Origin of the sequence: Devosia sp. Root685, assembly GCF_001427875.1 — a bacterium.
Classification (GTDB): domain Bacteria; phylum Pseudomonadota; class Alphaproteobacteria; order Rhizobiales; family Devosiaceae; genus Devosia.
The window spans coordinates 1,408,590-1,435,000 of record NZ_LMHK01000002.1; the positions used below are offsets into that span (position 1 = coordinate 1,408,590).

General features: G+C 61.0%; 23 protein-coding genes, 1 tRNA gene and 1 other annotated feature. Of the genes, 16 read left to right on the forward strand and 8 right to left on the reverse strand.

Features of this window, described 5'->3' with window-relative positions; genetic code table 11:
- Positions 1–14: 14 nt before the first annotated feature.
- Positions 15–614 carry an alpha/beta hydrolase gene (locus ASD83_RS15045; protein WP_056312203.1) on the reverse strand — a complete coding sequence of 200 codons (600 nt, stop codon included), beginning with the start codon at positions 612–614 and terminating at the stop codon, positions 15–17.
- Positions 615–726: 112 nt separating this feature from the next.
- Here ASD83_RS15045 and ASD83_RS15050 point away from each other — a divergent pair, with 112 nt between their 5' ends.
- The gene (locus ASD83_RS15050) at positions 727–2,121 is read left to right on the forward strand and encodes an L-serine ammonia-lyase (protein WP_056312205.1); all 1,395 of its coding nucleotides are present in this window, start codon (positions 727–729) and stop codon (positions 2,119–2,121) included.
- A gap of 167 nt (positions 2,122–2,288) precedes the next feature.
- Here the strand turns inward: ASD83_RS15050 and ASD83_RS15055 are convergent, their stop codons facing one another.
- On the reverse strand, positions 2,289–3,710 hold the full coding sequence (locus tag ASD83_RS15055) for a mannose-1-phosphate guanylyltransferase/mannose-6-phosphate isomerase (RefSeq protein WP_056312207.1): 1,422 nt from the start codon (positions 3,708–3,710) through the stop codon (positions 2,289–2,291).
- A gap of 162 nt (positions 3,711–3,872) precedes the next feature.
- Here ASD83_RS15055 and ASD83_RS15060 point away from each other — a divergent pair, with 162 nt between their 5' ends.
- From ASD83_RS15060 to ASD83_RS15095, 8 genes are all read left to right on the forward strand, one after another.
- Positions 3,873–4,862, forward strand: a complete 990-nt coding sequence (locus ASD83_RS15060) for a LacI family DNA-binding transcriptional regulator (RefSeq protein WP_162249177.1) — start codon at positions 3,873–3,875, stop codon at positions 4,860–4,862.
- 109 nt (positions 4,863–4,971) lie between these two features.
- Entirely contained in the window at positions 4,972–6,249 is a 1,278-nt protein-coding gene (locus tag ASD83_RS15065) for an extracellular solute-binding protein (protein WP_056312210.1), read from the forward strand.
- Positions 6,250–6,322: 73 nt separating this feature from the next.
- Complete coding sequence (locus ASD83_RS15070) at positions 6,323–7,210, forward strand: carbohydrate ABC transporter permease (RefSeq protein ID WP_056312212.1); 888 nt, start codon at positions 6,323–6,325, stop codon at positions 7,208–7,210.
- Complete coding sequence (locus tag ASD83_RS15075; protein WP_082561219.1) at positions 7,207–8,049, forward strand: carbohydrate ABC transporter permease; 843 nt, start codon at positions 7,207–7,209, stop codon at positions 8,047–8,049. The genes ASD83_RS15070 and ASD83_RS15075 overlap by 4 nt, the downstream gene beginning before the upstream one ends.
- 3 nt (positions 8,050–8,052) lie before the next feature.
- Complete coding sequence (locus tag ASD83_RS15080) at positions 8,053–9,393, forward strand: glycoside hydrolase family 32 protein (protein ID WP_056312214.1); 1,341 nt, start codon at positions 8,053–8,055, stop codon at positions 9,391–9,393.
- Positions 9,386–10,384, forward strand: coding sequence for an ABC transporter ATP-binding protein (locus ASD83_RS15085; RefSeq protein WP_056312216.1), 999 nt, complete (start codon positions 9,386–9,388; stop codon positions 10,382–10,384). The genes ASD83_RS15080 and ASD83_RS15085 overlap by 8 nt, the downstream gene beginning before the upstream one ends.
- A gap of 269 nt (positions 10,385–10,653) precedes the next feature.
- Positions 10,654–11,814 (forward strand): type II toxin-antitoxin system HipA family toxin, encoded by a 1,161-nt coding sequence (locus tag ASD83_RS15090; RefSeq protein ID WP_056312218.1) that lies wholly within the window; start codon positions 10,654–10,656, stop codon positions 11,812–11,814.
- Between the two features lie 59 nt (positions 11,815–11,873).
- Positions 11,874–12,797, forward strand: a complete 924-nt coding sequence (locus ASD83_RS15095; RefSeq protein WP_244489186.1) for a transcriptional regulator — start codon at positions 11,874–11,876, stop codon at positions 12,795–12,797.
- Positions 12,798–12,936: 139 nt separating this feature from the next.
- On the opposite strand, the gene ASD83_RS15100 is transcribed toward ASD83_RS15095, so the two are convergent.
- A tRNA-Met gene (locus ASD83_RS15100) sits at positions 12,937–13,013 on the reverse strand.
- A gap of 240 nt (positions 13,014–13,253) precedes the next feature.
- Here ASD83_RS15100 and ASD83_RS15105 point away from each other — a divergent pair.
- On the forward strand, positions 13,254–14,291 hold the full coding sequence (locus ASD83_RS15105; protein ID WP_056312221.1) for an aldo/keto reductase: 1,038 nt from the start codon (positions 13,254–13,256) through the stop codon (positions 14,289–14,291).
- A gap of 29 nt (positions 14,292–14,320) precedes the next feature.
- Positions 14,321–15,052 (forward strand): DUF599 domain-containing protein, encoded by a 732-nt coding sequence (locus ASD83_RS15110; protein WP_082561221.1) that lies wholly within the window; start codon positions 14,321–14,323, stop codon positions 15,050–15,052.
- Between the two features lie 29 nt (positions 15,053–15,081).
- Here the strand turns inward: ASD83_RS15110 and ASD83_RS15115 are convergent, their stop codons facing one another.
- Positions 15,082–16,353, reverse strand: coding sequence for a tetratricopeptide repeat protein (locus tag ASD83_RS15115; RefSeq protein ID WP_056312223.1), 1,272 nt, complete (start codon positions 16,351–16,353; stop codon positions 15,082–15,084).
- A 95-nt stretch (positions 16,354–16,448) separates the two neighbouring features.
- On the opposite strand from ASD83_RS15115, the gene ASD83_RS15120 reads away from it, so the two are divergent.
- Positions 16,449–17,072: a pseudouridine synthase gene (locus ASD83_RS15120; protein WP_056312493.1), complete on the forward strand. Its 624-nt coding sequence runs from the start codon at positions 16,449–16,451 to the stop codon at positions 17,070–17,072.
- Here ASD83_RS15120 and ASD83_RS15125 read toward each other — a convergent pair.
- A complete protein-coding gene (locus tag ASD83_RS15125; protein WP_056312495.1) occupies positions 17,069–18,553 on the reverse strand; it encodes a SulP family inorganic anion transporter in 1,485 nt (494 codons plus the stop codon). The two genes, ASD83_RS15120 and ASD83_RS15125, sit on opposite strands and share 4 nt — an antisense overlap.
- 65 nt (positions 18,554–18,618) lie before the next feature.
- Positions 18,619–18,674 (reverse strand) — a sequence feature (sul1 is cis-regulatory element that is thought to sense ions involved in sulfur or methionine metabolism; They are found in Alphaproteobacteria).
- Between ASD83_RS15125 and ASD83_RS21340 the strand changes: the two genes are divergently transcribed.
- The 3 genes from ASD83_RS21340 (at position 18,675) to ASD83_RS15140 (ending at position 20,230) form a co-directional block, all read left to right on the forward strand.
- Positions 18,675–19,166 carry a (2Fe-2S)-binding protein gene (locus ASD83_RS21340; RefSeq protein WP_244489187.1) on the forward strand — a complete coding sequence of 164 codons (492 nt, stop codon included), beginning with the start codon at positions 18,675–18,677 and terminating at the stop codon, positions 19,164–19,166.
- Entirely contained in the window at positions 19,132–19,617 is a 486-nt protein-coding gene (gene bfr, locus ASD83_RS15135) for a bacterioferritin (RefSeq protein ID WP_056312497.1), read from the forward strand. The genes ASD83_RS21340 and bfr overlap by 35 nt, the downstream gene beginning before the upstream one ends.
- A gap of 199 nt (positions 19,618–19,816) precedes the next feature.
- Positions 19,817–20,230, forward strand: coding sequence for a VOC family protein (locus ASD83_RS15140; RefSeq protein WP_056312228.1), 414 nt, complete (start codon positions 19,817–19,819; stop codon positions 20,228–20,230).
- Positions 20,231–20,318: 88 nt separating this feature from the next.
- On the opposite strand, the gene ASD83_RS15145 is transcribed toward ASD83_RS15140, so the two are convergent.
- The 3 genes from ASD83_RS15145 to ASD83_RS15155 all read right to left on the reverse strand — a co-directional run bounded on the left by ASD83_RS15145 (position 20,319) and on the right by ASD83_RS15155 (position 25,214).
- On the reverse strand, positions 20,319–21,314 hold the full coding sequence (locus ASD83_RS15145) for an alpha/beta hydrolase (RefSeq protein WP_244489188.1): 996 nt from the start codon (positions 21,312–21,314) through the stop codon (positions 20,319–20,321).
- A gap of 345 nt (positions 21,315–21,659) precedes the next feature.
- A complete protein-coding gene (locus ASD83_RS15150; RefSeq protein ID WP_056312230.1) occupies positions 21,660–22,862 on the reverse strand; it encodes a lytic murein transglycosylase in 1,203 nt (400 codons plus the stop codon).
- A 234-nt stretch (positions 22,863–23,096) separates the two neighbouring features.
- On the reverse strand, positions 23,097–25,214 hold the full coding sequence (locus tag ASD83_RS15155; protein WP_162249178.1) for a mechanosensitive ion channel domain-containing protein: 2,118 nt from the start codon (positions 25,212–25,214) through the stop codon (positions 23,097–23,099).
- A gap of 243 nt (positions 25,215–25,457) precedes the next feature.
- Here ASD83_RS15155 and ASD83_RS15160 point away from each other — a divergent pair, with 243 nt between their 5' ends.
- On the forward strand, positions 25,458–26,333 hold the full coding sequence (locus ASD83_RS15160; RefSeq protein WP_056312234.1) for an HNH endonuclease signature motif containing protein: 876 nt from the start codon (positions 25,458–25,460) through the stop codon (positions 26,331–26,333).
- Positions 26,334–26,411: the final 78 nt, after the last annotated feature.

A 26,411-nucleotide genomic window follows, 5' to 3' on the forward strand; every position in this document is an offset into this window, starting at 1 on the left:
GAAAAAACAGATCGTCAGGCCGCGAGAAATGCCCGCGCCGCCAGGAGCTCCTCCTGCCGGATTTCATGACCGCCATTGTGCCAGACGATCTCTGCGCTCGCGCCATTGGCCTTGAAATAATCCGCCAGCGCCTGACTCGCCCCGGCCGGTGCTATGGGATCATATTGCCCCGCCGTGACCAGCATTTTCCGTCCGCCGAACGCAACCACAGGCGGGGTAAAAGGAATGAGCGGATGCATCAGGACGGTCGCATCAAACAGCTCAGGCGCCCCGAACTGCACCGAGGCCAGAATGTTCGCACCATTGGAATAGCCAAGCCCCAGCACCTTTGAGGGTTGCCGCTTTGCCACTTCCGCCCGCACAAAATCCGTCATCGCCACCGTGCGCTGCGCAAGGTCCGCCATGTCATAGACGCCCTCTGCGGTGCGGCGGAAATAGCGCAAGGCGCCATGCTCGCTCACATCGCCGCGCGGCGCGACCCGCGCCGCCCCCGGCGCCAGTTCAGCCGCGAGGTCGAAGAACTGGTTCTCGTCCCCACCCGTACCGTGGAAAAGAAAGATCAGCGGCGAATTGGCAGCCGCACCCTCGGCAGAGCGGAATTGATATGAGGCCATAATGCGTCTCCTTGCGCTTGATCCCAGCGATATCGGCATGTCCCACCCAAACGCAATCGCCCATCCCCGCCACGCTCTGTTGCCGGTTCTGGAACAATGGGTATGATGGGCCATGTTCCTGTCTGTCTTTGACGTCTTCAAGATCGGTATCGGCCCATCGAGTTCCCACACCATGGGCCCGATGTCGGCCGCCGGCCGCTTCCTCGATGAATTGCGCGAGGGCACCTGGCCACGCGCCCGTCAGGCCCGGCCCGCCGCGATCACCGCCAGCCTCCATGGCTCTCTCGCATATACCGGCATCGGCCATGGCAGCGACCGCGCCGTCATTTTGGGTCTTGCCGGCCAAAACCCGCGCGATGTCGATCCCGACCAGATGGAGCCGATCGTCGCCAAAATCCGCGAAACCGGCCGCATCGAACCGCCGGGCCATCCGCCCTATCGGTTCCGCCCTGCCGTCGATCTCGTCCTCGATACGCGCACGCCCCTCCCCGGCCACCCCAATGGCATGCAGTTCTGCGCTTGGGATGGCGATGGCCAATTGCTGCTGCGCCGGATCTATTTCTCCATCGGCGGCGGCTTCGTCGTCAGCCAGGACGAACTGGTGGCGCTCAAGGAAGCGCCCGCCATGAAACAGGACGTGCCCTGGCCCTTCGCCAATGCCGCCGAGATGCTCGACATGGCCAGGCGCTCCGGCCTCTCCATCGCCGCCATGAAGCGCGCCAATGAGGAAGTCCGCCTGTCGCGCCAAAAACTCGATAGGGATCTCGACGAAATTTGGGCTGCCATGTCCGGCTGCATCGACCGGGGTCTGATGCAGGATGGGCAATTGCCCGGGGGCCTGAAAGTGCGCCGCCGCGCCAAGGCGCTCCACGAGCACCTCGCCGAAAAATGGCGCCGCAACGAGATCGACCCCTTGAGCGGCAATGATTGGCTCAGCCTTTTTGCCATGGCCGTTAACGAGGAGAACGCCGCCGGCGGCCGCGTCGTCACCGCGCCCACCAATGGCGCTGCGGGTGTCATCCCCTCGGTCCTCCGCTATGCGACGCAATTCCTCCCCGGCATGGGCCGCGCCGCGGTGCACGATTTCCTCCTCACCGCCGCCGCCATTGGCGGCATTCTGAAACACAATGCCTCAATCTCAGGCGCTGAAATGGGCTGCCAGGGCGAAGTCGGCTCCGCCTCCTCCATGGCGGCCGCGGGCCTCTGTGCCATTCAAGGCGGCACACCCGAGCAAATCGAAAACGCCGCCGAAATCGCCCTCGAACATCACCTGGGCATGACCTGCGACCCCGTCGGCGGCCTCGTGCAAATCCCTTGCATCGAGCGCAACGCTTTTGGTGCCGTCAAAGCGGTCACCGCCGCCTCGCTCGCCCTCAAAGGCGACGGCATCCACGCCGTCCCCCTCGACGCCTGCATCGAAACCATGCGCCAGACCGGCAATGACATGAGCGAAAAATACAAGGAAACCAGCCAAGGCGGCCTGGCCGTCAACGTCGTCGCCTGCTGAAAGGCGAGCACGCCCCCAGGTACAGTAGCCCTCATGGTGAGGTGCTTTGCCTTTGCAAAGCCTCGAACCACGAGGGCGTGCCCCAATGCCTCAGCGCCACATCCTCGTGGTTCGAGGCTGCGCTACGCTCCGCACCTCACCATGAGGACTACTGCGGCAAGAAAAATTCAACTCCGCCCGAACTCATCCTCGATCCGGATAATATCATCTTCCCCGAGATATGACCCGGTCTGCACCTCGATCAACTCCAGCTCGATCTTGCCCGGATTGGCCAGCCGATGCGTGCAGCCAAGCGGCAGATAGATCGACTGGTTCTCGCTTAGCATGGTCACCTGACCATCCACCGTCACCTCGGCCGTACCCCGCACCACCACCCAGTGCTCGGACCGGTGATGATGCTTTTGGAGACTCAGTTTCTTGCCTGGTTTGACGAACAGCTTCTTCACCTGAAACCGGTCACCCATCAAAATGGACGAATACCCGCCCCACGGCCGATACGAGGTCTTGTGCGTCTCCGTCAGTGCCCGCGTCGCCACATCGGCTTTCAGCGCCTTGGCAATCGCCCCGACATTCTGCGCCTGGCTCAACCGCCCGACGAAAACCGCGTCTTCCGTCGCAATAACGGCCACATCATCGAGCCCATCCACCACCACATGCGCCGTCTCGGTGACCACAAGCGAATTGGTCGAATTTGAAATCATGGCCGGCCCGGAAACGGCATTGCCGGCCGCGTCCCGGCTTTGCCCCTTCCACACCGCATCCCAGGCTCCAAGATCAGACCATTCGAACGACACCGGCAACACCGCCGCCCTGTCGGTCCGCTCAAATATCGCATAGTCGACCGAAATATTGGGCGAAGCGGCAAAGCTCGCTTCTTCGAGCCGGATGAAATCGAGATCGCTTTTCGCCCCGGCCACCGCCCCACGCGCCGCCGCAAAAACCTCCGGCGCCAGGTTTTCGCATTCGGCCAGAAACAGCTTTGCCGGCAGCATGAACATGCCCGAGTTCCAGACAAACCCGCCCTGTTCCAGCATGCGCCCGGCCTTTTCAAGATCGGGCTTTTCGACAAAAGCCCCCACCTTGTGCGCGCCATGGCGCAGCGCCTCGCCAATGGCGATATAGCCATAGCCGGTTTCCGGGCGATCTGGCGTGATGCCGAAAGTGACAAGATGTCCGTCGCGCGCCGCGAGCGCGGCGTTGTCCACCGCCCCAAAATATTCCGCGCTCGCCGGGATCAGATGGTCCGAAGCCAAGACATGGATGACCGCATTCTCGTCCTGGCTCACCGCCACCTGCGCCGCCGCCGCAATCGCCGCCGCGGTATTGCGCGCCACGGGCTCAAGGAGGATCGCGCCGAGCGCAATGCCCCGCTCCTGCGCCTGTTCGGCGACAAGGAAGCGATATTCGGCATTGGTAATGACGATAGGCGCCTCATAGCGCCCGGCATCCTTCACCCGCTCAAGACTCTGCTGAAAGAGACTGCTCTCGCCCACCAGATCGATGAACTGCTTGGGCCGCGCCGAACGCGACTTCGGCCACAAACGGGTCCCCTGACCCCCGGCGAGAATGACAGGAACAATGGATGACAAGGAACCGACCCGCGCTTCTATTCGAGATATTCATCCCTTAGCCCAAGCCAGGGGCCTTTGCCACAGGCCAGCGAAGAAGGCGGCGCCGCAAAAGGCGTCGCTGTTGCTCTCGGCCTCGTCATTGTGGCACCTATCGGAAATTGTCCAACGAAAGCCATTGCCTTGAGTACCCAGCGCGAAATTGCCCGGCGGGCGAAAACCTCGCTCAAAACCGTGTCCCGCGTGATCAACCGGGACCCGCTCGTCAATGCCGAAACGCGGGCGCGGATCGAAGCGATTATCGCCGAAACCGGTTATGAACCCTCCCAGGCCGCGCGCATGATGCGATCCCAGCGCAGCAATGTCATCGGCTTCCTCGCCGATGGGGTGGCGACCACCACCTCCTCGATCGATCTCGTGCGCGGCGCGCAGGACGTGGCCTGGGAACGCGGCAAGCAGATGATGCTGTTCAATATCGAGCGGGGCACCCAAAGCGCCGACATGGCCGATAGTCAGCTCGCCGCCTTTCGCGCCGAGGCGATCATCTATGCCGCCATCTTCCATCAGGAGGTGGATATTGCCCCCACGGGCGTGCCGCATGTGCTGCTCAACTGCTTCGACAAGAGCGGTCGCCATGCCGCCGTGGTCCCCGACGATTATCAGCTCGCCTTCGAACTGACCCGCATCATTTATGAGCGCGGCTATAGGCGCCCCGTCTTCCTCAATCTCGGCACCGATATCGTCGCGAGCCATTTGCGCGGCAAGGGCTTTGTCGATGCGGCCCGCGCGGCGGGATACGAAGCCTCCGGTCGAATGCATACCGCCGTGCTCTCCCCCGCCGGGGCTCCAACCAAGTTCGGGACGCGCGCCATATTGGCGGAGGTCCTCGGCGCTGATGAAAAACCCGATCTGATCCTTTGCGGTCAGGACATCATGGCGATGAATGTCTATTTCGAACTGGGGGAGCTGGGCCTGAAACCCGGCCGGGATATCGCCGTGGCCAGTTTCGACAATCTCGATCCGATCGCCGGCCTGCTGCAGCCCGGATTGTCGACGATGGAATTGCCCTATTACGATATGGGCCGGGCCGCCATGACCCTCGCCATCGATGGCGCGAAAGAGGGCCAAACCCTTCGTCTCAAAGGCAAATTCATCGAGCGGCACTCGCTTTAGTCCCGGTTTTTGCAAGGCTGCCATGCGCTATTGACAACGTGAGACAACCTGCATTAGCAATTGTCTCACGTTGTCATAAGCGGATAACCCGCCTTCGGAGGAGATTTTTGTGAACCGCATTCTTTATTCAGGGGTGGCTCTGGCCACCTGCATGATGTCTTCGCATGCCCTCGCTGGGCAGCTCACTGCCTGGGTCATCGATGGCGATAGCGAAAAGCCCTATTTCACCCAGCTCCAGGAGACCTTTAACGCCAAATACGGCGCCGAAGGCATCACCCTCAATGTCGTACCGATCCCGAGCTACAATGAAGCGATCCAGGCGGCGACCCTCTCCGGCGGCCTGCCCGACGTGATCATGCTCGATGGACCGAACATGGCCTCGGTCGCCTGGGCCGGCACCATTCAGCCGATCGGCGATCTGCTCGACCCCGCCATCCTCGAAGACCTGCTGCCCGCTATCAAGGCGCAGGGCACCTATGGTCCGCAAGAAGAGTTCTACTTCGTCAGCCCCTATGATTCCGGCACCATCCTCTGGGGCAACAAGGCGATGCTGGAAAAGGCCGGCGTGCGCATCCCCACTTCGGTGGACGATGCCTGGACGCGCGCGGAAATGGGCGAGGCGCTGGCCAAGCTCGCCGCCCTGCCCGAAGTCGAGTGGCCGCTCGACGTCAAGATGAACTATGGCGCCGGCGAATGGATGACCTATGGCTTCTCCCCCTTCGCCCAGTCCAATGGCGGCGACATCATCGACCGGCAGACCTGGACGGCTGAGGGCACGATCAATTCTGACGCCAATGTCGATACGCTGACGACGCTGCAGGATTGGAACAAGGCCGGCTACATCGTTCCCGCCAGCGCCGGCGACAACAAATTCTATGGCGAAAAGACCGCGGCGCTTTCATGGGTCGGCAACTGGATGTGGCCGGCGCATCGCGAAGGGCTTGGCGACGATCTCGTCCTCATTCCACCGCCCGCCTTTGGCGAGGCCGGCCCGATTTCGGCCAATGGCGGCTGGGGCTGGGCCGTGCCATCCAGCTCGAGCAATCTTGCGGACGTCAAGGTCTTCCTCAACTACGCCATGTCGAGCGAACAGGTGGCCGCCTATGCCGACACGACCGGCTATGTGCCCTCGCGCGCCTCGGCCATTCCGCTCTCCAAGACCTATGGCGAAGGCGGAGCCGGCGAACTCTTCGCCAAACTCGCCGCCTGCTGCGCCGTGGTGCGCCCGGTTCACCCGGCCTATCCGGTGATCACCAATGCCTGGGCGACCGCCGTGGTCAACGTGCTCTCGGGCGATGTGGACGTGAAGAGCGAACTCGATCGCGCGGCCAAGACGATCGATCAGGATATCGCAGATAACGACGGCTACCCGCCCTTCGGACAGTAAGCCGCTTTGCGGGCGCGCCACCTCCCGGCGCGCCCGTCTTCTTGAATGGCCCAAGGGGCCGGAGGATCAATCCATGCGTATCAGGACCAAGGGGCAAGGCCAGGAACTGGCCATGCTGCTGCCGGCGCTGTTCTTCATCATCGCGCTCATCGTCACGCCCTTCCTCCTGTCGGTCTGGTTCTCCTTTACCGACCAGCGTCTCGTGCCGCGGCCGATCCCGACGAAATTCATCGGCACCACTAATTACGAGCGCATGTTCGTCGATCCCCTGTTCTGGCAGGCGATCTGGAACACCGTGGTTTTCGCGCTGATCGTAACGCCGGTGCAGCTTGCCATGTCGCTCGGCGCGGCCATGGTTCTCAATTCGGCCATTCCGTTCCGCGGCTTTTTCCGCTCGATCGCCATCCTGCCGCTCTTGCTGCCGATGACGGTGATCGTCTCGATCTGGGCGGTGCTGTTCCGCATTCCCGCCGGGCCGTTCAATGCGGTCTATCAATGGTTCGCCGGCCAGGGAAACTATGTCGATTTTCTCGGCAATCCTTCGACGGCGATGCTTTCGGTCGTCGCGCTCTCGGCCTGGGCGACCTTTCCCTATCAGATGCTGATCTATCTCGCAGGCCTGCAGGATATTCCGCAGGACCTCTACGAGGCCGCAAAACTCGATGGCGCCAAGCCCTGGCAGCGTTTTCGTTACATCACCTGGCCGGGCCTGCGGAACGTCAATATCTTCCTCCTGATCATCACCACGGTCGGCGCCCTAAAGCTCTTCACCCAGGTCGATATCCTGACCAAGGGCGGGCCGAACGGGGCGACAACCACCATCATTCACTACCTCTTCAAGCAGGGCTACGCGACCCAGAAGGTCGGCTATGCCTCGGCTGTCGCCGTGTTCTTCTTCCTTGCCGTGACCGCCATCGCGCTATTGCAGCGCCGGTTCCTCAAGAATGAGGGAGAAGCATGATGCGCCTCAACCGCGATGCCATGCTGCCACTGCTTTTCGCGCTCGTCCTGGCGCTCGGCGTCCTCCTGCCGCTCATGATGATGGTGACGATCAGCCTCAACCCCAATGAGCAGGACATCATGGTGTCCATGGGCTCGCTCCGCTCCTTCATCCCGCAGGTCTTTTCCCTCCAGAACTATATCGAGGTCTGGACCGACCCCGTGCACCCCTTCGCGCGCTATCTCGCCAATACCGCGCTCATCACCTTTTCGACCCTGATCCTGTCGATTTTCTTCAATTCCATGGCCGCATTCGTCCTCGCGCAAGGCACCCTGCCAATCCGCAAGCCGGTAATGATCCTGATCCTCGCCACCCTCGCCGTGCCGGGGGAAAGTCTCGTGCTGCCGCAATTGATGATGGCGGGATGGCTGGGCCAGGTCGACAGCTATCAGGTGCAGATCGTGCCGGGCGTCGCCAATGCCATGTCGATCTTCCTGTTTTATCAGTTCTTCTCGCGCCTGCCCAAAGAGCTGATCGAAGCAGCCCGGATCGATGGCTTCTCCTTCTTCCAGATCTATCGGCACGTCGCCATGCCGCTCTCGAAGCCGGTGATCTCGGCCATTGCCGTGCTGCAATTTCTCGAAATCTGGAATGCCTATCTCTGGCCGGTGATGGTCACCCGCGGCCCCGAATATCGGCCGCTATCGGTCGCCATGTCCGCCTATTTCGGCACCAATCAGGCCGCCTGGGGCAATATCATGGCCTTCGCAGTCTCCATGGCCATCCCCGTCATCCTCTTCTTCCTCATTCTCCAGCGCCAGTTCATCGCCTCGGTGATGTCCTCCGGCGTCAAGGGCTAGGCTATGACCGAAAAATTCCGTCCCAACCTGCATTTCTCACCCCGCGCCGGCTGGATGAACGATCCCAATGGCATGATCCGTGTCGACGGCGTGTGGCACCTGTTTTTCCAGCACGACCCCGACAGCACCCTGCACGGGCCCATGCATTGGGGCCACGCCACCAGCAAGGATCTCGTCCACTGGCAGGAGCAACAGGTCGCGCTTTATCCCGGCGCGCTCGGCACCTGTTTTTCCGGCAGCGCCGTCGAAACTACCGAGGGCGCGATAAAGCTGCTTTACACCGCCCACAGCACCACCGCGGCGGGCGAAGACTATCAGGTCCAATGCCTTGTCCATGCCGACCGCGCCTTGGCCCGGTTCGAAAACCACCCCGCCAATCCGGTCGTCCCCAATCCCGGCTTCACGGCCTTCCGCGATCCCAAGGTTATCTGGCACGAGCCAAGCCAGCGCTGGATCATGCTGGTGACCGAAGGCCAGTCGATCGGCTTTTACGGCTCGGACGACCTCGAACGCTGGACCCATCTGTCCAGTTTTGGCGAAACCCATGGCCGGCACAGCCCCGGCCCCTGGGAATGCCCAGATCTGGTGCCTCTCCTCGCCCCCAATGGCGAGATCCAATGGGTGCTGATCGTCGGCCTCAATCCCGGCGGCTATGCACCAGGCTCCGGCACCCAGTATTTTATCGGGCACTTCGATGGCACGGCCTTCACCAATGCCAATCCGCCCGAAACCGAACTCTGGCTCGATTATGGCCGCGACTATTATGCGGCCCAGACCTTTTTCGAAACCGGCGGCACCCAAAGGCCCACCGCCATCGCCTGGGCCAGCAACTGGCTCTATGCCAAGCAGACAAAGACTGCCGCCTTCCGGGGCGTCATGTCCCTGCCGCGCGAATTGCGCCTCGCGGCTACCCCCGACGGCCTGCGTGTCGCCGCGCATGTTCCCGCCTCGGCCGAGGCGGGATTTGGGAGCGCCGCCCTGCCCGGTACCAGCCGGGTCGATCTCATGGCCGATCTCGCTGTGGGTGAGGAGATGGCCATTGTCCTCTTCGGCGAGGAGGAGCCGCACTTCGTCGTCCGGCGCGACAGCTCGGAGCGGGGCTCGATCCGAACCATCAGGCAGGCCATCGCGGGGATGGATCAATTCGGGCACGACTACGTCGTTGACTTCTTCTGGCCCGCCGATGACGTCCTCGACCTGACACTCTTTATCGATCGCGGCCTTGTCGAACTCAGCGCGGCTGATGGGCTGGTCTGGATTACCAACCTTTTCTATCCCGCCGATCCCGAAGCGCCGCCGGTCATGCGCAACATGGGTCAGACCCAGGAGCTTACCAATGGCTGATGTCGTCTTTTCCGCCGTCCACAAGCGCTATGGCGCGGTGGAGATCATTCCCGGCCTCGATCTCACCATCCCCGAGGGTTCCTTTACCGTGCTCGTCGGCCCCTCGGGCTGCGGCAAGTCCACCCTGCTGCGCATGATCGCCGGGCTCGAGGAGGTTTCCGGTGGCTCGATCCATATCGGGGGCGATGATGTCACGACGAGCGATCCCTCCCAGCGCGGCATTGCCATGGTGTTTCAATCCTATGCGCTCTATCCCCATATGAGCGTTGCCGACAATATCGGCTTTGGCCTCAAACTCTCGGGCATGGCCAAGACCGAAATCGCCGCCCGCGTGGCCGATGCCGCCGAAACGCTGCAATTGACCCATCTCCTCGATCGCAAGCCCAAGCAATTATCCGGCGGCCAGCGCCAGCGCGTCGCCATCGGCCGCGCCATCGTGCGCAAGCCCAGGGTTTTTCTCTTCGATGAACCCCTCAGCAATCTCGACGCGGCCCTCCGGGCCCAGATGCGCGTGGAGCTGGCCGAACTTCATAGCCGCATCGGCGCAACCATGGTCTATGTCACCCACGATCAGGTGGAAGCCATGACCATGGCCGACCGTATCGTGGTGCTCAATGGTGGTCGCATCGAACAGGCCGGCGCCCCCATGGAGCTTTACCGCCAGCCCGCCACCCCCTTCGTTGCCGGCTTCATCGGCTCACCCAGGATGAACTTCATCACCGGGGAGGAAGCCAGGAAACTAGGCGGCGATCTCGTCGGCATCCGGCCCGAACACCTGCGCCTCAGCGAAAACGGCCCCTGGATTGCCAGCGTTCGTCACGTCGAGCATCTTGGCGCAGAAACCTTGATCTATGCCGAAGCCGAAGCCATCGGCCCGCTGACCATCAAGGCGGAAGGCGACGTTGCCCTCGAAGCGGGCAAATCAATCCGGATCGGCTTCAACACCACCGACCTCCATCGCTTCGCTGGTGGCCGCCGGGTTCCGAACTAAGGAGCCACCTGGAGGGGCCTCGCCGCTACACAGCATCGAGGCCAGGTCTTGACGCGACCAGCCTACTGGCACCGAACACAGAATGAAGCTACAGCTTCAAAAACCTAAAGCCTCCCCAGACTCCCTCACCCTACAAGCCACAGCTTCAACATACGGAACCAAACTACAGAAATTAAGCTATAGCTTGCTTTTTTCCAAAACTCATCCATAATGCAGCTACAGATTAAGGGAACATCCCAAAATCCTGCAAGAAGGGCAGAGACAAAGCCATAGCTACAAATCCGTATCGTGCGGAAGTTCTTTTCAAGAATGAATCAGCCGGCACCCTCGAACAGACGGTGACGGGCGGAACGCGTTTTACCTATCACGATGGCTGGCAGAGCGATGTCGCTTGCTGCTTCCCGGCAACCCAACGCGAGCACAACTGGCCCAACGCCCTCCATCCTTTCTTCCAGCATCTCGGCCCGGAAGGATGGTTGCGTGAGAAGCAGGCACGCGGCGCCCATATCAAGGACGAGCAGAATGACTTCGCCCTGCTGCTAAGCTATGGCGAAGATTGCATCGGGGCCGTTGGCGTCAGGCCAATCGACACAACCGATATTCCAAAGATCGAGGAAGGCGCACCAACGCCGGGAAGAACGCTCTCGGGTGTGCAGAAGAAACTGCTCGTCGTGCAAAAGGGCGATCAATTCCTTCCCGCAGGCCAGGACGGACCCGCCCCCTTCATCGCAAAATTCAACTCAGACGGCGAGAAGACCCTCGTCCGCAACGAGCTTCGCTCGCTCCAATGGACCGCAGCCGTTCTGGGCAAGAAGGAAGTCACGGAGTTCCAGCTCGGACATGTCGGGGACGAAGTAGCACTGATCGTTACGCGCTTTGACCGCACGAAAACGGGCGAAAAGCTTCGTCTTGAGGATTTTGCGCAGATCCTCGTAAAACCGCGCGGCCTCAACTACGACGGCAAATACCAAAGTAGCTATGAAGAGGTCGCGCAGGTGATTAGGGATCACTCGGCGCGCCCGATCATCGATCTCGACAAACTCTTCCGGCGGCTCATCGTGTTCGCGGCCCTCGCGAACTGCGATGCGCACCTGAAGAACTTCTCGCTCCTTGAATCCAGGGAAGGACTCCGGCTTTCCCCCGTTTATGACGTCCTCAACACCGCCCTTTACGAAAACCTCGATCGGAATTTCGGGCTCTCGATCCTGGGCAAGGTGCGCAATCTCGACGACCTCACCGGCTCGCTTTTTCGCAAGTTCGGCCTCGAAATCGGTCTTCCCCCGCGCGCTATAGATCTCGCCTTCACCGACCTCAAAAGACAGATCGACAAAAACCCGATCAACACGCCCCAAGGCGAACCACCCAATGGCTTTATCAGCCGCTTTGCAGAAGGAGTGAGGAACCAATGCCTTCGTCTCTTCGAGGAGTAGAGCCGCTGAATTGGCAGAAGCTGATCGATGAAACGATCGAGCGGCGCAAAGAAAGCGGGATGACCAAGCGTCAGCACACCGCGCTTGCCGGCGTCAGCGCGCCAACCATGGCGGCGTTTGAACGCGGGGAAATGACTTTGAGCCTCGCCAAAGCCTTCGATATTCTGCGTGTCGTGGGCCTAATGGACGAACCTGCCGCCGGCGGTGCACAGGAGCGTTTCCTCCGCGAATCCATCGAGCGCTGGCAGTCATTGGTCAGCACCCTGCCCCCCCAAAGTCCGGCCCGCTTTCCCGATGGCTACTATCGCGCCGACTATTGTTTCATCGGCGAGATCAAAACGCCGACGACGCGGGAATTCGAACGGATGCTCGCCGGGGTCGCGAGGAAGAAATATACCGGCTGGCCGGTTTTCATGGTCTTGAACCGCGAAGAGATCCGTCCCCGCGAGGTTGATGGGGCGATCGAAACCTGGCTGCGGCCCGAAGGCACAGTGCAGCGCAGTTTCGAGGATCCCGCTCACTGCGACTTTTGGCGCGGCGTGCCATCGGGGCGCATGTTCCTGATCCGCGGCTACCAGGAAGACGGGCAGGAGACGTTCCCCGCGAGAACGATTTTTGACTCCACGCTGCCCATCTGGCGCATGGGCGAAATCCTGCTCCACGCCGCCGCCCTTGCTCAGCATCTGGCCAAGGATGATCCGGACGCACTCACCATAAAATTGCGAATTCTTTATACCGGCCTACAGGGGCGCCAGCTCAAAAGCTGGGCCAACCCTCTGTCGGGCGTGTTCATGGAAGGCCGGCCCTCGCGCAGCGATGAGGTCCTCATCGAGACCGAAGTCCCGGTCAAGGGCCTTAAGGACAATCTTGCCGCGCACTTGGTGCCGCTCGTGTCACAGCTCTTCGAGCGCTTTGACGCCGAGAGCGTCTCCCACGACTTCGTTCAGCACGAGGTGTCGCGACTAATGAAGGGCAACTTCTAGGCGCCGGGCCAATTTAAAGAAGCGATGTGCTGAAAAAGAAAAGCCTCCGGAAAGGGGCTTTCTTCGCTTGGCCTTTGCCGCGCTCCGCAAGGCCTAAAAAGGCAAAACCACCGACCGATGTCTCGGTCAGTGGTTCTGTTGGTTGCGGGAGCAGGATTTGAACCTGCGACCTTCAGGTTATGAGCCTGACGAGCTACCGGGCTGCTCCATCCCGCGTCAAACACAGCGCCTCGGCGCGGTGTGAGGGCTATATAGGGGGTACTTTCCAAGACCTCAACCCCCAAAGCGGATACGATGACGGTTTTTTGACGCAACACCTCCACCTTGAGGAAAATCAGGCACTTGCCGCGCAAGGCATGTGGAAAACTTCGCCTGACGCCGTTCCCGTCTTTTCCCCTTCGCGTTGAAGGGTCTACCGTCCTGCCCTGCTGGAACTATGGATTTGGGGCGCCCATCATGGAAATGAAGAAACTCGGCCGGACCGGTATCGATGTGACCGACATCTGCCTCGGCACCATGACCTGGGGCAGCCAGAACACCGAGGCCGAAGGTCACGCCCAGATCGCCATGGCCCGCGATGCCGGCATCAATTTCATGGACACAGCCGAACTTTATGCCGTGCCCGGCAGCCACGAAACCTCCGGCCGCACCGAAGAGATCATCGGCAACTGGTTCGCCACCCACAAGGATCGCGAGAACTGGGTTCTTGCCAGCAAGATCGGTGGCGGCGGCAATGCCTTCCTCCGCGAAGGCAAGCGCGCCGACGGCGCCTCGATCCGCGTTGCGGTCGATGGCAGCCTCAAGCGTCTCAAGACCGATTATATCGATCTCTACCAGATCCATTGGGCCAGCCGCGGCCATTATCATTTCGAAAATTACTGGCGCTTTGCCCCGCACAAGCAGGACACCGCCGATATCCTCGCCAATCTCGAGGACATGCTCGAAACCCTGGGCGAGCTGGTGAAATCAGGAAAAATCCGCGCCATCGGCGTTTCCAACGAAACCACCTGGGGCATTTCCCAGTGGCTGCGCATCGCCGAAGCCAAAGGCCTGCCGCGCCTTGCCTCGGTGCAGAACGAATACAATTTCCTCCGCCGCCTTTTCGATCACGACCTGGCCGAACTGAGCCACCACGAAGACGTCGGTCTCCTCGCCTATTCCCCGCTCGCCGCGGGCATGCTGACCGGCAAATATCTCGATGGTGCGACGCCCAAAGGCAGCCGCAAGGAGTACCAAAAGTCGTTCTGGCGCCAGAACGAATTCTCCGAAGCCGCCACCCGTGACTACCTCGCCCTTGCCAAAAAGCACGGCCTCGACCCCGCCCAGATGGCCATTGCCTTCTGCCGCACCCGCCCGTTCATGACCTCGACCATTATCGGCGCCACCAGCACCGAGCAATTGGCCGTCGATCTCGGCGCGGTGAACCTGACGCTCTCGCCCGAAGTCCTCAGCGAGATCGACACGCTCTTCCGCCGCCACCCGCGCCCATTGTAAGTTGTGATCAATCGCTTCGGGGGCCTTCCATGACGGCAACGCTTTTCACTTCAGTTTTTCCGCTTCTGGCCTATTACGCCTATAATATCATCGTGCCGCTGATCGAGCGCCGGCGCCCCTCGCTCTCGAGCATCATGAACATGCAGCGCCGCCGCTGGGTCACCAATGCGACGCGTCGCGAAAGCCCGTTCGATGCTATACTCTCGGGCAATATCATGGGCTCGGTGAGCTTTCTGGCCTCCACCTCGGTGCTGCTGGTCCTCGCGGTCTTTGCCGTCTTCGGACAATTGCCGACGCTGATGGACACGCTCGGCACGCTCTCCGTGGACAAGGTCTTCTCGATCGCCGACGTGCAGATCCACCTCATGGTCATGCTGACCATGTTCGTGCTGGCCTTCTTTGCCTTCACCCTGTCGCTGCGCCAGTTCAATCATTATTGCATAATGCTCGGCGCCCTCGAACATGACCGGGTAACCTCGGAAGAAGAGATCGACGCCATCACGCGCATGAACGCGCTCGGCGCCAAGAACTTCAATTCCGGCATCCGCGCCTATTACTTTTCGGTGGCCACCGTCGCCTGGTTCATTTCCGAATGGCTGGCGGTCGCCACCTGCCTTGCCACAATCCTCGTCGTCGCTCATCGCGAGTTTTTCTCGACCGCCCACCGGACCGCCGCCTCGGCCGCCGTCGTCGCCGCCCGGCATCGCCAGAAACTGGCCGATAGCGAGATCAAAAAGCAAGAAGGTCCCGGCGAGTTCTAGCCGAGGCCTTTTGTCGATTTACCTCAAGGCTACTTCGACTTGGTCTTGCCGCCCGTCGAACCGCTACCGCTGCCATTGAGCCGCGCCAGATTGTCCACGGCGAGCTGATAGCCAAAATCCGCCGACCGCTGATAATAGCTTTTGGCGAGGGCGAGATCGACATCGACCCCCAGCCCGTTCTCATAGATATGGCCCATATTGTTGAGCCCGATCGGCTGTTCCTTGTCGGCCGCCATCTCGGTCCATTTCAGCGCCTTGACATAGTCTACAGGGGTGCCGAGCCCATCCATATAGAGTAGGCCCAGATTGACCGCCGCGCGCATTTCCCCGCCCTCGGCCGCTTCCATATAGAGCGTCAGCGCCTTGGCATAATCCTGTTTCACGCCGCGCCCGTCTTCATAGAGCAGCGCCAGATTGTGCTTGGCGAGCGCCATGCCCTGGTCGGCAGCCAATTGATAAAGCTCGGCGGCTTCCGCGATGTCTTTATCGACCCCCTCGCCATTTTCGAGCAGGAACGCGAGATTGTTCTGCCCATACATGTCGCCCTGATCGGCAGCGAGCCGATAAAGTTCCACGGCGCGCGTCAGATCGACCGATTGCCCCAGCCCATCCTGCAACACCTTGCCCAGGTTCACCTGCGCCGACGCATCGCCCTGCGCCACGGCTTTTTCGAACCATGCCGCCGCCGCCACATAATCGAGCGGCACGCCAAGCCCTTCTTGATACATCAGCCCCAGATTGGACTGCGCCTTGGGCATGCCCTGCTCGGCCGCCGCCCGGTACCAGCGCGCCGCCTGGGTATAATCCTGCTCGACGCCCTCGCCGAAATCATAGGAAAGCCCCATGGAATTCTGCGCCAGCGCAAATCCGGCTTCGGCGCCCTCGAGCAGCAATTGCGCCCCGCGCTCCATGTCCTCTTCGACGCCATCCCCGGTGGTCAGCATATCCCCATAAATGGCGAGCGCTATTACATGCCCGCCTTCGGCCGCCTCTTCAAAGAGCGGCACGGCGCTTTCCGTATCGCCCTCGGCAAAATAGGCCCGCGCCAGCCAGCCCTTGAGCTGGGGTGAATCGGGCTCCGCCTTCAGCGCCTCGCTGCAGGCCTTGATCGCCGCCTCGGTATCGATGTCCCAGGTTTCCCGTCCGATCGATTCGAAACCCACTTCATACTGGCTCGCCGCCTCCGCAGCGCAGGCATCAAACGCCGGGCCCGCAAGCGCCGGCGCCGCCGGCAGAGCCAGCGTCATGGCGACCGAGGCCACAATCAACGCAATTTGCCTCGAAGAACGGGTCGGTTTCATTGCTCTCTCCCAAAAGACTGCACATTGAGGCCGCGGCCAATGTTACCCCAGCCTTTGCGGCCAACAAAAGACTTGCTGCCAACAAATGCTTGAGCGTGGTCAACGCCGCGATCATTGCCGATCTCAAACCCCTCGACTATCACTGCCCCATGACCCGCCTCATTCTCCTCAACAAGCCGTTCAACGTGCTCTCGCAATTTTCCGGCGGTAATCCGGGCGAGACGCTGGCCGATTTCGTCAAGGTGCCCGAGGTCTATCCCGCCGGCCGCCTCGACAAGGACAGCGAAGGCCTCCTCCTCCTCACCGATGACGGCAAGCTTCAGGCCGAGATTTCCTCGCCCCGCTTCAAACTACCCAAAACCTATCTGGTACAGGTCGAAGGCATCCCAACCGAAGAAGCCCTCAAAAAACTTCGCAACGGCGTCACCCTCAATGACGGCCCGACCCGTCCCGCGATCGCAAAACTGATCGACCCACCTGAACTCTGGGAGCGCGATCCCCCCGTGCGCTTTCGCAAAAGCGTGCCCGACACCTGGCTTTCCCTCACCATCACCGAGGGCCGCAACCGCCAGGTCCGCCGCATGACCGCCGCCGTCGGCTTTCCCACCCTGCGCCTCGTACGCTGGCAGATCGGCGACTGGACCGTGGAAGGCCTCGCGCCCGGTGAATGGCGGGACGCACCCCAATCCCAAACCACCGGACGCAAACCCCGGGCCTAGTGCCCGAGTACTTTCTCCATGGCGTCGGGCCGGTCATGCATGGCCAACTTGTCCATGATGGTGGCGCTGGCATCATTAAGCCCCAGCACTTCCACCTCCACCCCAGCCTTGCGGAACTTCAGCACCACCTTATCGACGGCATTGACGCCCGTCAGGTCCCAGATATGCGCCCGCGTCAGGTCAAGCCGCACCTGCTCCAGCGTTTCGGTAAAGTCGAAAGCCTCGAGAAACTCCTCGGCCGAAGCAAAGAACAGTTGCCCCTCGACCATATAGTCGCGCGCCTTGCCATCCTCGCTCAGCACTGAACTCACGCGAAAAATCTGCGCCACCTTCCAGGCAAAGAAGATGCCCGAAAGCAGCACGCCGACGCCAACCCCTAACGCCAGATTATGCGTCCCCACCACGGTGAAGACCGTTGCCAGCATAACCATGCTCGACCGCCGCGGATGATGCGCGAGATCTCTGAGCGAAGACCAACTGAACGTGCCGACCGACACCATGATCATGATCGCCACCAGCGCCGGCATGGGAATGAGCCCCACCCATTCCCCCAGTACCAGCAGCAGGAACAACAGGAACGCTCCGGCGACGAAGGTCGAAAGCCGCGTTCGTCCGCCCGATTTCACATTGATCACCGACTGCCCGATCATGGCGCAACCGCCCATGCCGCCAAAGAGCCCGCTGACGATATTGGCAATGCCCTGCCCCACGCTTTCGCGGTTCTTGTCGCTCCTGGTGTCGGTCATCTGATCGACGATATTTGCGGTAAGAAGGCTTTCGAGCAGGCCCACGGCCGCCACGGCCACCGAGGTCGGAAAAATGATCTGCAGCGTTTCGAAGTTGAGCGGCACCTCGGGCAAGAGCAGCATCGGCAGCGCATTGGGCAATGCGCCGAGATCGGCCACCGTGCGCGTATCGACCCCAAAAACCAGCGCGATCGCGGTCAGCACCAGAATACAGACGAGCGGCGAGGGCACCGCCCTTGTGAGGCGCGGGAAGAGATAGATGACCGCCAGCCCCGCCGCGATCATCACATAGGTCTGCCAGGTCACCCCGATCAGTTCGGGCAATTGCGCCATGAAGATCAGAATGGCGAGCGCATTGACGAAACCCGTCATCACCGAGCGGGAGACAAAGCGCATCACCGCCCCGATGCGCAACCAACCCAAGATAATCTGGATGACCCCAGCCAGAATCGTCGCCGCCAGCAGATATTGCAGCCCGTGCTCGCGCACCAGCGAGCCGAACAGCACCGCCGTCGCCGCCGTTGCCGCCGAAATCATGGCCGGTCGCCCCCCGGCAAAGGAAATGACCACGGCGATCACCACCGAGGCATAGAGCCCGACCTTGGGATCGACGCCCGCAATGATGGAAAAGCCGATGGCCTCGGGAATCAGGGCCAGGGCGACGACCACGCCCGAAAGAATGTCGCCACGAATATTGGATAGCCAGTCACGGCGAAGCGTTTGGGAAAAGGACATGAAATACTCAAGTGCTAGCAGTCGGTTCGCTTGGGCGAGCCTGACGGTGAAAATGTAGCTTGCTTGATTGTCCGGCGGATCGGCGGCCGGAAGAGCCACCCGGAATTGCACCGGGTCCAGGATGAGTGAATTTCTAGTGCCAGATTGCCCGGCAGAGAACAAGACCTTCGGAAAAACGAGGCGTCACGCGGGCGCTTCAAAGCCGGAGCGTGGCAGGCTTCCGCGGCAATTTATGATGTTGACATTCAACTATGTTGGGCGTTTATTGCCGCCCGTTGAGACGACTTTTCCGGCCCCACCAATGCTTGTCTGCCAGTGCAATATGATCACCTCGCAAGAGATCGAGAACATCGTTCTTGATCTTCTCAAGGCCGATCCCTGGCAGTTGGTGGTCCCTGCAAAGGTCTATTCCGAGCTCAACCGACGTGCGAAATGCGCGGGCTGCGTGCCGAATGTGGTGGACATTATCGTCCAGGTCACAGAGAATTACCACGCCCAAAATGCCCATCCGCCTGGGGACGTTGTGACGTTCCGGACTGGGCTGGAAAAGCTCAAGCAGCAACGCAGTGGAGTACGTCGTGAAAGGCGAAGCACAAGTCATCGAGCGGCTTAACGAGGCCCTCTTTCTCGAACTCGGCGCCGTCAACCAGTATTGGGTGCATTTTCGCCTGCTGGATGACTGGGGCTATAAAAAGCTTGCAGCCAAGGAACGCGCTGAATCCATCGAAGAGATGCATCACGCCGACCGGTTGATCGAGCGTATCATCTTCCTTGAAGGCCATCCGAACTTGCAGCGCGTCGCGCCGCTTCGAATCGGCCAGACCATCAAGGAAGTGCTGGAAGCCGACCTTGCCGGCGAATATGACGCCCGCGCCGCCTATAAGGCCAGCCGCGAGCTCTGCGAACAGCTTGGCGACTATGTCTCCAAGAACCTGTTCGAGGCCCTCCTTACCGACGAGGAAGGTCACATCGATTTCCTCGAAACCCAGCTCGAACTTCTCGACAAGATCGGCCCGGAAAAATACGGCCAGCTCAATTCGGCCCCGGCCGACGAAGCCGAATAGGCTCAACAGGCCCCAGGAAACGCCCGGCATGTCCGGGCGTTTTGCTGTTCGGGCCTATCCAAGCCAGCATCGGAAGTACCCCATCCTCGATTGTCACCCCGGCGAAGGCCGGGGCCCATCTTGAGATATCAGGCAAGATCACGGCCGATGCCCGGTGGCGCGCCGCGCCCTGACCGGCGCGAAAGGGAGAAGCAAAAGAATGGCATTCCACACCGGCCGCCTGATCGACCATGTGCATTTGCGGGCCCACGATTTCGAAAAGACCCTGAAATTCTACAAGGCCGTCTTCGCCGTCCTCGATATCCCGTTCACCGCTTCGGGAAAAACCTGGTTTCAGGTCGATGAGCTCTTTGTCGACCAGACCGAAGGCGACATCCTCCCCAGCCACATCCACCTTGCCTTCCAGGCCAGGGACCAGGCCACCGTCGACGCCTTTTACCAGGCCGCCCTCAATGCCGGCGGCACCGACAACGGCGCGCCGGGCGAACGCGACTACCACCCCGGCTACTACGCCGCCTTCGTTAGCGATCCCGACGGCAACAATATCGAAGCCGTTTTCCACGGCCCCAACAAACGCTCGGCGCCATCCGTGATCATCGAACCGCTGCGCTAAACAAGGCGCCCCGAACGCGATGCACCACCACCCCCTTGCTGGGGGAGGATGGAAGGAGGTGGCGCCACACAAACGGGCCCCCTCCCGCTCACTCCTCGATCGGCTGGAACATCGCATTAAGCTGCGACACGATCTGATCCATCGGCGCAATCGCCTCCGGCAACTGCTCCGGTGCATTGGGCGTCGCCACCACATAGGGCACCCCGCTCGGGAAAGCCCCAAAACGCTGGAAGAACCCGACCATGTCGTCGAGCACCGGCATGCGCCAGCGCCACAGCGCCCCCATGGCGATCACCGGCTCCATATGCCCAAAGCCTTCGTAATACTGCGTCGTCACCCAAACACCCTGGGCCCGCAGCCGCTCGGCAAAGTGATTGGTGTTTTGAACCCGCACGATCGGATCGGACGTCCCACTCGCCAGATACATGGGCGGCGCCGAGGAGGTAATCAGGTTGATCGGCTGCGTCCCCTCGGGGTTCGGCGCGCTGCCAAAAGCCTCCTTCACCTCGCCATATTCAAACGGGTAAAAATCATAGGGCCCCGACAGCGCGGCCACAGCCAGGATCGGCATGGTCACGCCAAATTCCTGCCGATAGGAGGGATCGAGCGCCAGCATCACAGCATTGTAAGCGCCAGCCGAATGCCCGGCGAGAAACAGCCGGTTCGGGTCGCCACCATAATTGGCGATATTGTCCTGCACCCAGCGCAGCGCCGCGGCGCTGTCATAGAGAAAATCGGGAAACCGCACTTCCGGCACTAGCCGATAGTCGGCGATCACCGTGATAAAGCCGCGCGAGGCGAGAGCCCGCCCGACGAACTGATAATCGCTGCGCTCGCCCCGGTTCCAGCCACCACCATAGATGAAGAACACCACCGGCGCTGGCGCACCGCGCTGTTCGGGCCCATAGACGTCGAGCTTGTGCCGCGGCCCATCGGCATAGGCGATGCCATCCCCGATCTTGGCCGTGCCGGCATCCATCGATGTCGGCAGGTTGAACGGGTCCATCACCGACAGGGCGAAAGCGGGCACCGGCAGGAGCGAAACAAGCACCGCAAGCGCGGCAAGAATACGAAGTCGGGTCATTGCGGACTTATATTGGTTGGGAGGGCATTGGCACCATGAAGATCAATGCCGGACAATTTGTGACGCTCGCGGCGGCCCCATCGCCATTCAACTCAGGTTGAGTCGAAAATGACGGTCTTCGAGACCCGGAGCGGAGCGTACTTTGGTACGTGAGCACCGGAAGCGGAGAAGACTGGCATTTGCAGACCAGCCTCAGTTGAATGGCGATGGGGCCGAATGGGCGAGGGCAGGCGCACCATCCAGTGGCGCTGGCCTGCCCTCTACTTAAGCACCCCGAGTCTGCGCCTCCGGAGGTTAACAATAGGTTAACAGATAATCACGCTTTCGAGCGGTTGAAGGCCGGTCCTAGCGCTTGAGCCGATCGAGCAGCAGCCCCGATACATGCCCATCCGCCGGCAATCCCGCACGCGCCTGAAATGCCATCACCGCCGCCCGCGTCTTGGGCCCGACGACGCCATCGGGCGTCCCCACATCGTATCCGGCACGGCCCAACAGGCTCTGCAATTCAGATCGCTGCGCCTTGCTCAAAGCATAATCCCCCGCCGGCCAGGGCGTCGCAAAGCTACCGCCGCCAATGATCCGGTCGGCCAGATGCCCAACCGCCAAGGCGTAGCTATCCGAATTGTTGTAGCGCTTGATCACATCGAAATTGGGCAGCAGCAAAAAGGCCGGGCCGGAAGCGCCCGCCGGCATATAGAGCCGCCCCATATCGCTCGCCCGCGGAAACGCCTTGCCCGAAACCCGGGAAATCCCCATGGCCTGCCACTGGCTCAGCGGCGCCTTGTCCAGCTGCCGCGCCCGCGCAAAATCAAAGCCGGCTGGAAATTTGACCTCATAGCCCCAGGTTTCGCCCGGCCGCCAGCCAAAGGCATTGAGATAATTGGCGGTCGAGCCCAGCGCATCGGGCACCGAGTTCCAGATATCCTTGCGCCCATCGCCATTATAGTCGATCGCATAGCGCATGAAGCTCGAGGGCATGAACTGGGTATGCCCCATCGCCCCGGCCCAGGAGCCGACCATCTGGTCGGGGGTGATATGCCCGTCCGAAACGATGCGTAGCGCGGTCAGCAATTCCTTGCGGAAGAAGTCGGTGCGATAGCCGCCCTCGGTCAGCGTGGCGAGTGCATGGATGGTGTTGTTCCCGCCCATGAAGCCGCCAAAATTGGTTTCCATGCCCCAGATGGCCAGCACAACCTCGGGCTGCACCCCAAAGCGCTGCTGTGCCCCCGCCAGCGTCTGCGCCCATTCCTTGCGCATCGCGGCGCCCTTGCCGGCTTGCGCCGCGGTTACCCGCTTGTCGATATATTGCTGTACTGTCTGGGAGAATTCGGGCTGCTTGCGCGTCAGCTCCATCACCTTGGAGATCGGCGAATAGGACGCAAACGACGCGTCGAACGCCTGCCGGCTCACCCCCATGGCCTGCGCGTCGGGCCAAAGGCCGCGCACGAAGTCGGCACTATTGCCATGGGCTGGCGCAGCCAGGCCCAGAACGAGGGAAAAAGCCATTGCGGCTTTGCCAAAGGCAAAGAGTCCGGCGGATCGGATCATGTCGAGCCTCGTGATACGCGGTAACTAGAAAGTCACGAGCGCGCCGGCTGAACAGCATCGAGCGCGCGTATCAAATAATTAACGCACCCGATTAAGATCACCTTAAGGCAAAGCTTCGGCCCGATCACGATGAGTTCAAAGCATGTCTCCCGAAAGTGGGCACCGGTTTGGGATCAAGACATGCGGAAAGCCAAAAGCTGAAGCGCGCGGCGATCATTGTGATCGCCACGCGTTTTAGGCCGGCTCTTCTCCGGGCGGCAGCTCGGGATAGGGTTTTCCACCCTTGCCCGGCATATAGCGCATCTTCGGCGTCGGCGTTTCAATGCCGCGCTCGCTGAAAAGCCGCATCAGCGTTTCGCTATAAAACCGCCCCGCCCCCCATTGCTTGCCCGCCAGCGTCTTGATGCGCGAGCGCAGCGTCACCGAGGCCGGGGTAATCGCGATCAGCCCCTGCAGATCCAGATCGTCGAGGATGACATTTTTATAGTCGGGATGCTCCATCACCAGAGCGAAGGCATCGCGCATGGCCTGCTTGGCGGCCTCGATATCGCTGTCATAGGCAATTTCCACCTCCGAAATATAAAAGGAGAAGCCGCGCATCATGTTCGACACCTGGTCGACCGACGAGAAGGGAATGAGATGCACCGTGCCGGTCATGTCGCGAATGGTCACCGAGCGGATCGTCAGCTTTTCAACCACCCCCGAGCGTCCCGCCGCCTCGACCACATCCCCCTCGTTCATCACATTCTCGAACTGGATGAAGATGCCGGTAATGATGTCCTGCACCAGCTTTTGCGCACCAAAACCGATGGCAAGACCAACGACCCCGGCACCGGCCAGGAGTGGCGCGATATTCACCCCGATCTGGGCCAGCGCCAGCATCACGCCAAAAATCACCAACGCCACCGTAAAGGCGTTCTTGAAGAGATTGAGCAGCGTCTTTTCGCGCGGCGTCGGCGGCTTGCCCACATTGGAGCTGAGCCGATATTCCACCCAGGACGCCACCACCACATGCAGCACAATGGCCGTAAGCACGATCAGGGCCGCCGAAACCACCGAACCGGCCACGCCCAGTCCTTCGTCGCTGCCGATCCAGCTGGCAAAATCGAACAGTTCCCAGGCCTGCCCCACCGAAACCACGACGCCGGCAATGACGACCCAGCGCACCACGGCCATGACGGCCGGCACGAAGGCCTGCAGCCGGTTTTCGAGCAGCGGCAGGCGCTGGCTGATATCGGGCGGCAGCCGCAGGCCGACATTGACGAAGCGGCTGATGAAGCCAACGATCAGCGACCCGATGACCACGGCCAGCAGCGATTGCACCGTCGCCCCGAGCATGAAGGGCAGCGCTTCCTGCGGATTGGCGAACCAGACCACCAGCAGCGCCAGGAGATAAGCGATCGCCAGCACATGCCATTGCTGCCCGACCGCCGCCAGCACTCGCCAAAGCCCGCCATTGCCGCGCCGCGCCGCCAATTCCGACAGCCAGACCCGCACATCGTCCTTGTTCTGCAGCACGATGATGACGCCCACCGTCACCACGGTGATCATTATGAGAACCTGCACCGCCGTCGCCGCCGCCGGCGAAATCGCCGAAGCCAGCATGGGCGAGATGAACATGAACGTATAGCCGAGCAGCGACACCAGCCGCGCCAGCCAGAACGACCAATAGGCCGCGTTGTCATCGGTAACCCGCAGGAAGCGCAGGCTCGTATGCCGCGGCGCCAGCAGCACCCGCACGACGAGCTTGCACAATTCGACAAACAGGAACGCGTTGAGCAAGAGGCTTTGGTTGATGCCCATCTCGCCGCGCGGCGTCGTGCCGAAATTCAGCGCCAGCACATAGCCAAAGGCCCAGGCAATGATCACGCTCAGCGTATCGACCAGCGTCCCCGTCGCGATGATCCCGAGCTTTTGCCAGGCATTACGGTTGGCTGCCCCCCGCGAAATCCGCGCCATCAGGGGCTGCGTCGCGAGGCGCAGAAGCCAGAAACTCCCAAACAGCCCCGCCAGCACGATCCCCAGATTAACCGCCAGTGCCCCCAGCACCTCGTAATCCGCATTCAGCGTCCCATCGACCGCCTGCCGGAAATTGACAAATATCCCACCAACTGCCCGGACCGTCGCCGAAGCCCCCTGCGCCACGCTGCGCGTATATTCCGCCAATTGCCGCGCGATACTGAGGTCGGGCAAAGCCTCCTCGGGTGCCGCAACGGCCTCATCAACCGGCGCCGCCTGCTGCAACCGCTCGATCAGCGCCGCCCGCGCGGTGTCGTCTTCGAGGATGCGAACGAGATCGTCGACAGCCGTGCTGCTGTCGGTCGTCTGGGACGCCGTTGCAGTCTGAGGCAACGGCGTCTGCGCCAATGCTGACGACACACAAAGAGACGCGAGGAGAAAAAAACAAATGAGTCGCATGCGCACCGAGGGGGAAATGGTGGCGCCAGAATGGCGTCAGCCCATGGCAAGTCAACCTTCGAATGCTGAAAAAATGCGGTGTGAGTGGGGCGGCCCCCGCTATGAGGCCGCAAGCCTGCAGCGGTCATTAACCTAAGGTGGGCCTAATAGGCATCTACGTACTATTCCGCGGCCCAGATGCTTCAATACGTTCTGAATGTTCGCCAAAGTCAGTTGAATGAAGCCCGAAACGTCGTTCGAATCTATCGCACCAACCTTTTCAAGGCATGGAAACTGATTGGCCGGCACGTCCTGATCTACGCGCCACGCGGCGAAGAAGACACAGGATATCAAGGCCTAGCTGAAGTAGTCGATGTCCATCCGGATCCAGATCATCCCAATTTCATTCGAGTGGAAATCGGCGCAATCCTCCGGTTCAGCGTCACCTTGACGCCCAAGATGCTCTACGATGCAGGCGATATAAACGACGCGCCGTTCTACACATATTCACACGCTATTCGCGCCGCGCCATCGTTCGAAGTGACACGGATCGCGGCCCTGGAGCCGCTTTTTGAGCATCGGCCAAGCGGTTGGCATGAGGACACCTCAAGCCGGGCGGTAGAAGGCGCGGCTCCAAAACGCGCGCTGTCGAATAAGATCATTCGAAGCCGGATACTCCGTTTCCAGATGTTGCAGCATTATGGGCCAAGTTGCGTTTTTACCCTTCTGGAACTGCCATCGTTAGACGGCTTGCACTTTGCGGTCCAGCAAGGGCATCTATGGCCCTTGGAATATGGCGGTCCCGACGTCCTACAGAACATCTTGCCCATGAGCGGCGATGTGAACTGGCTCTGGGACAATGGGCTAATCTCCCTCAAGAACGACGGAACGCCGCTCGTTGCGAGCGGTGCAAGTCAGCAGGTCCTCGGCCTCCTTCGAAACTGTACCCGCATCAGGTTCCCCAAAGACCCGCGCGCCTGGCCCCAAGTTGAATACTTGGAGCGGCATCGAGATATGGTCTTTGAGAAGAACCGCGCCGAGGCTCGACTGGCCTTTCAGCGCCTCAATAGGTAATTGCCGCCATTGCCGGCTGGACGAGGGCTGACCGCATGAGGCGGAGTAAGTAGCGGCCGTCCTGGTTTTGCTTACCAG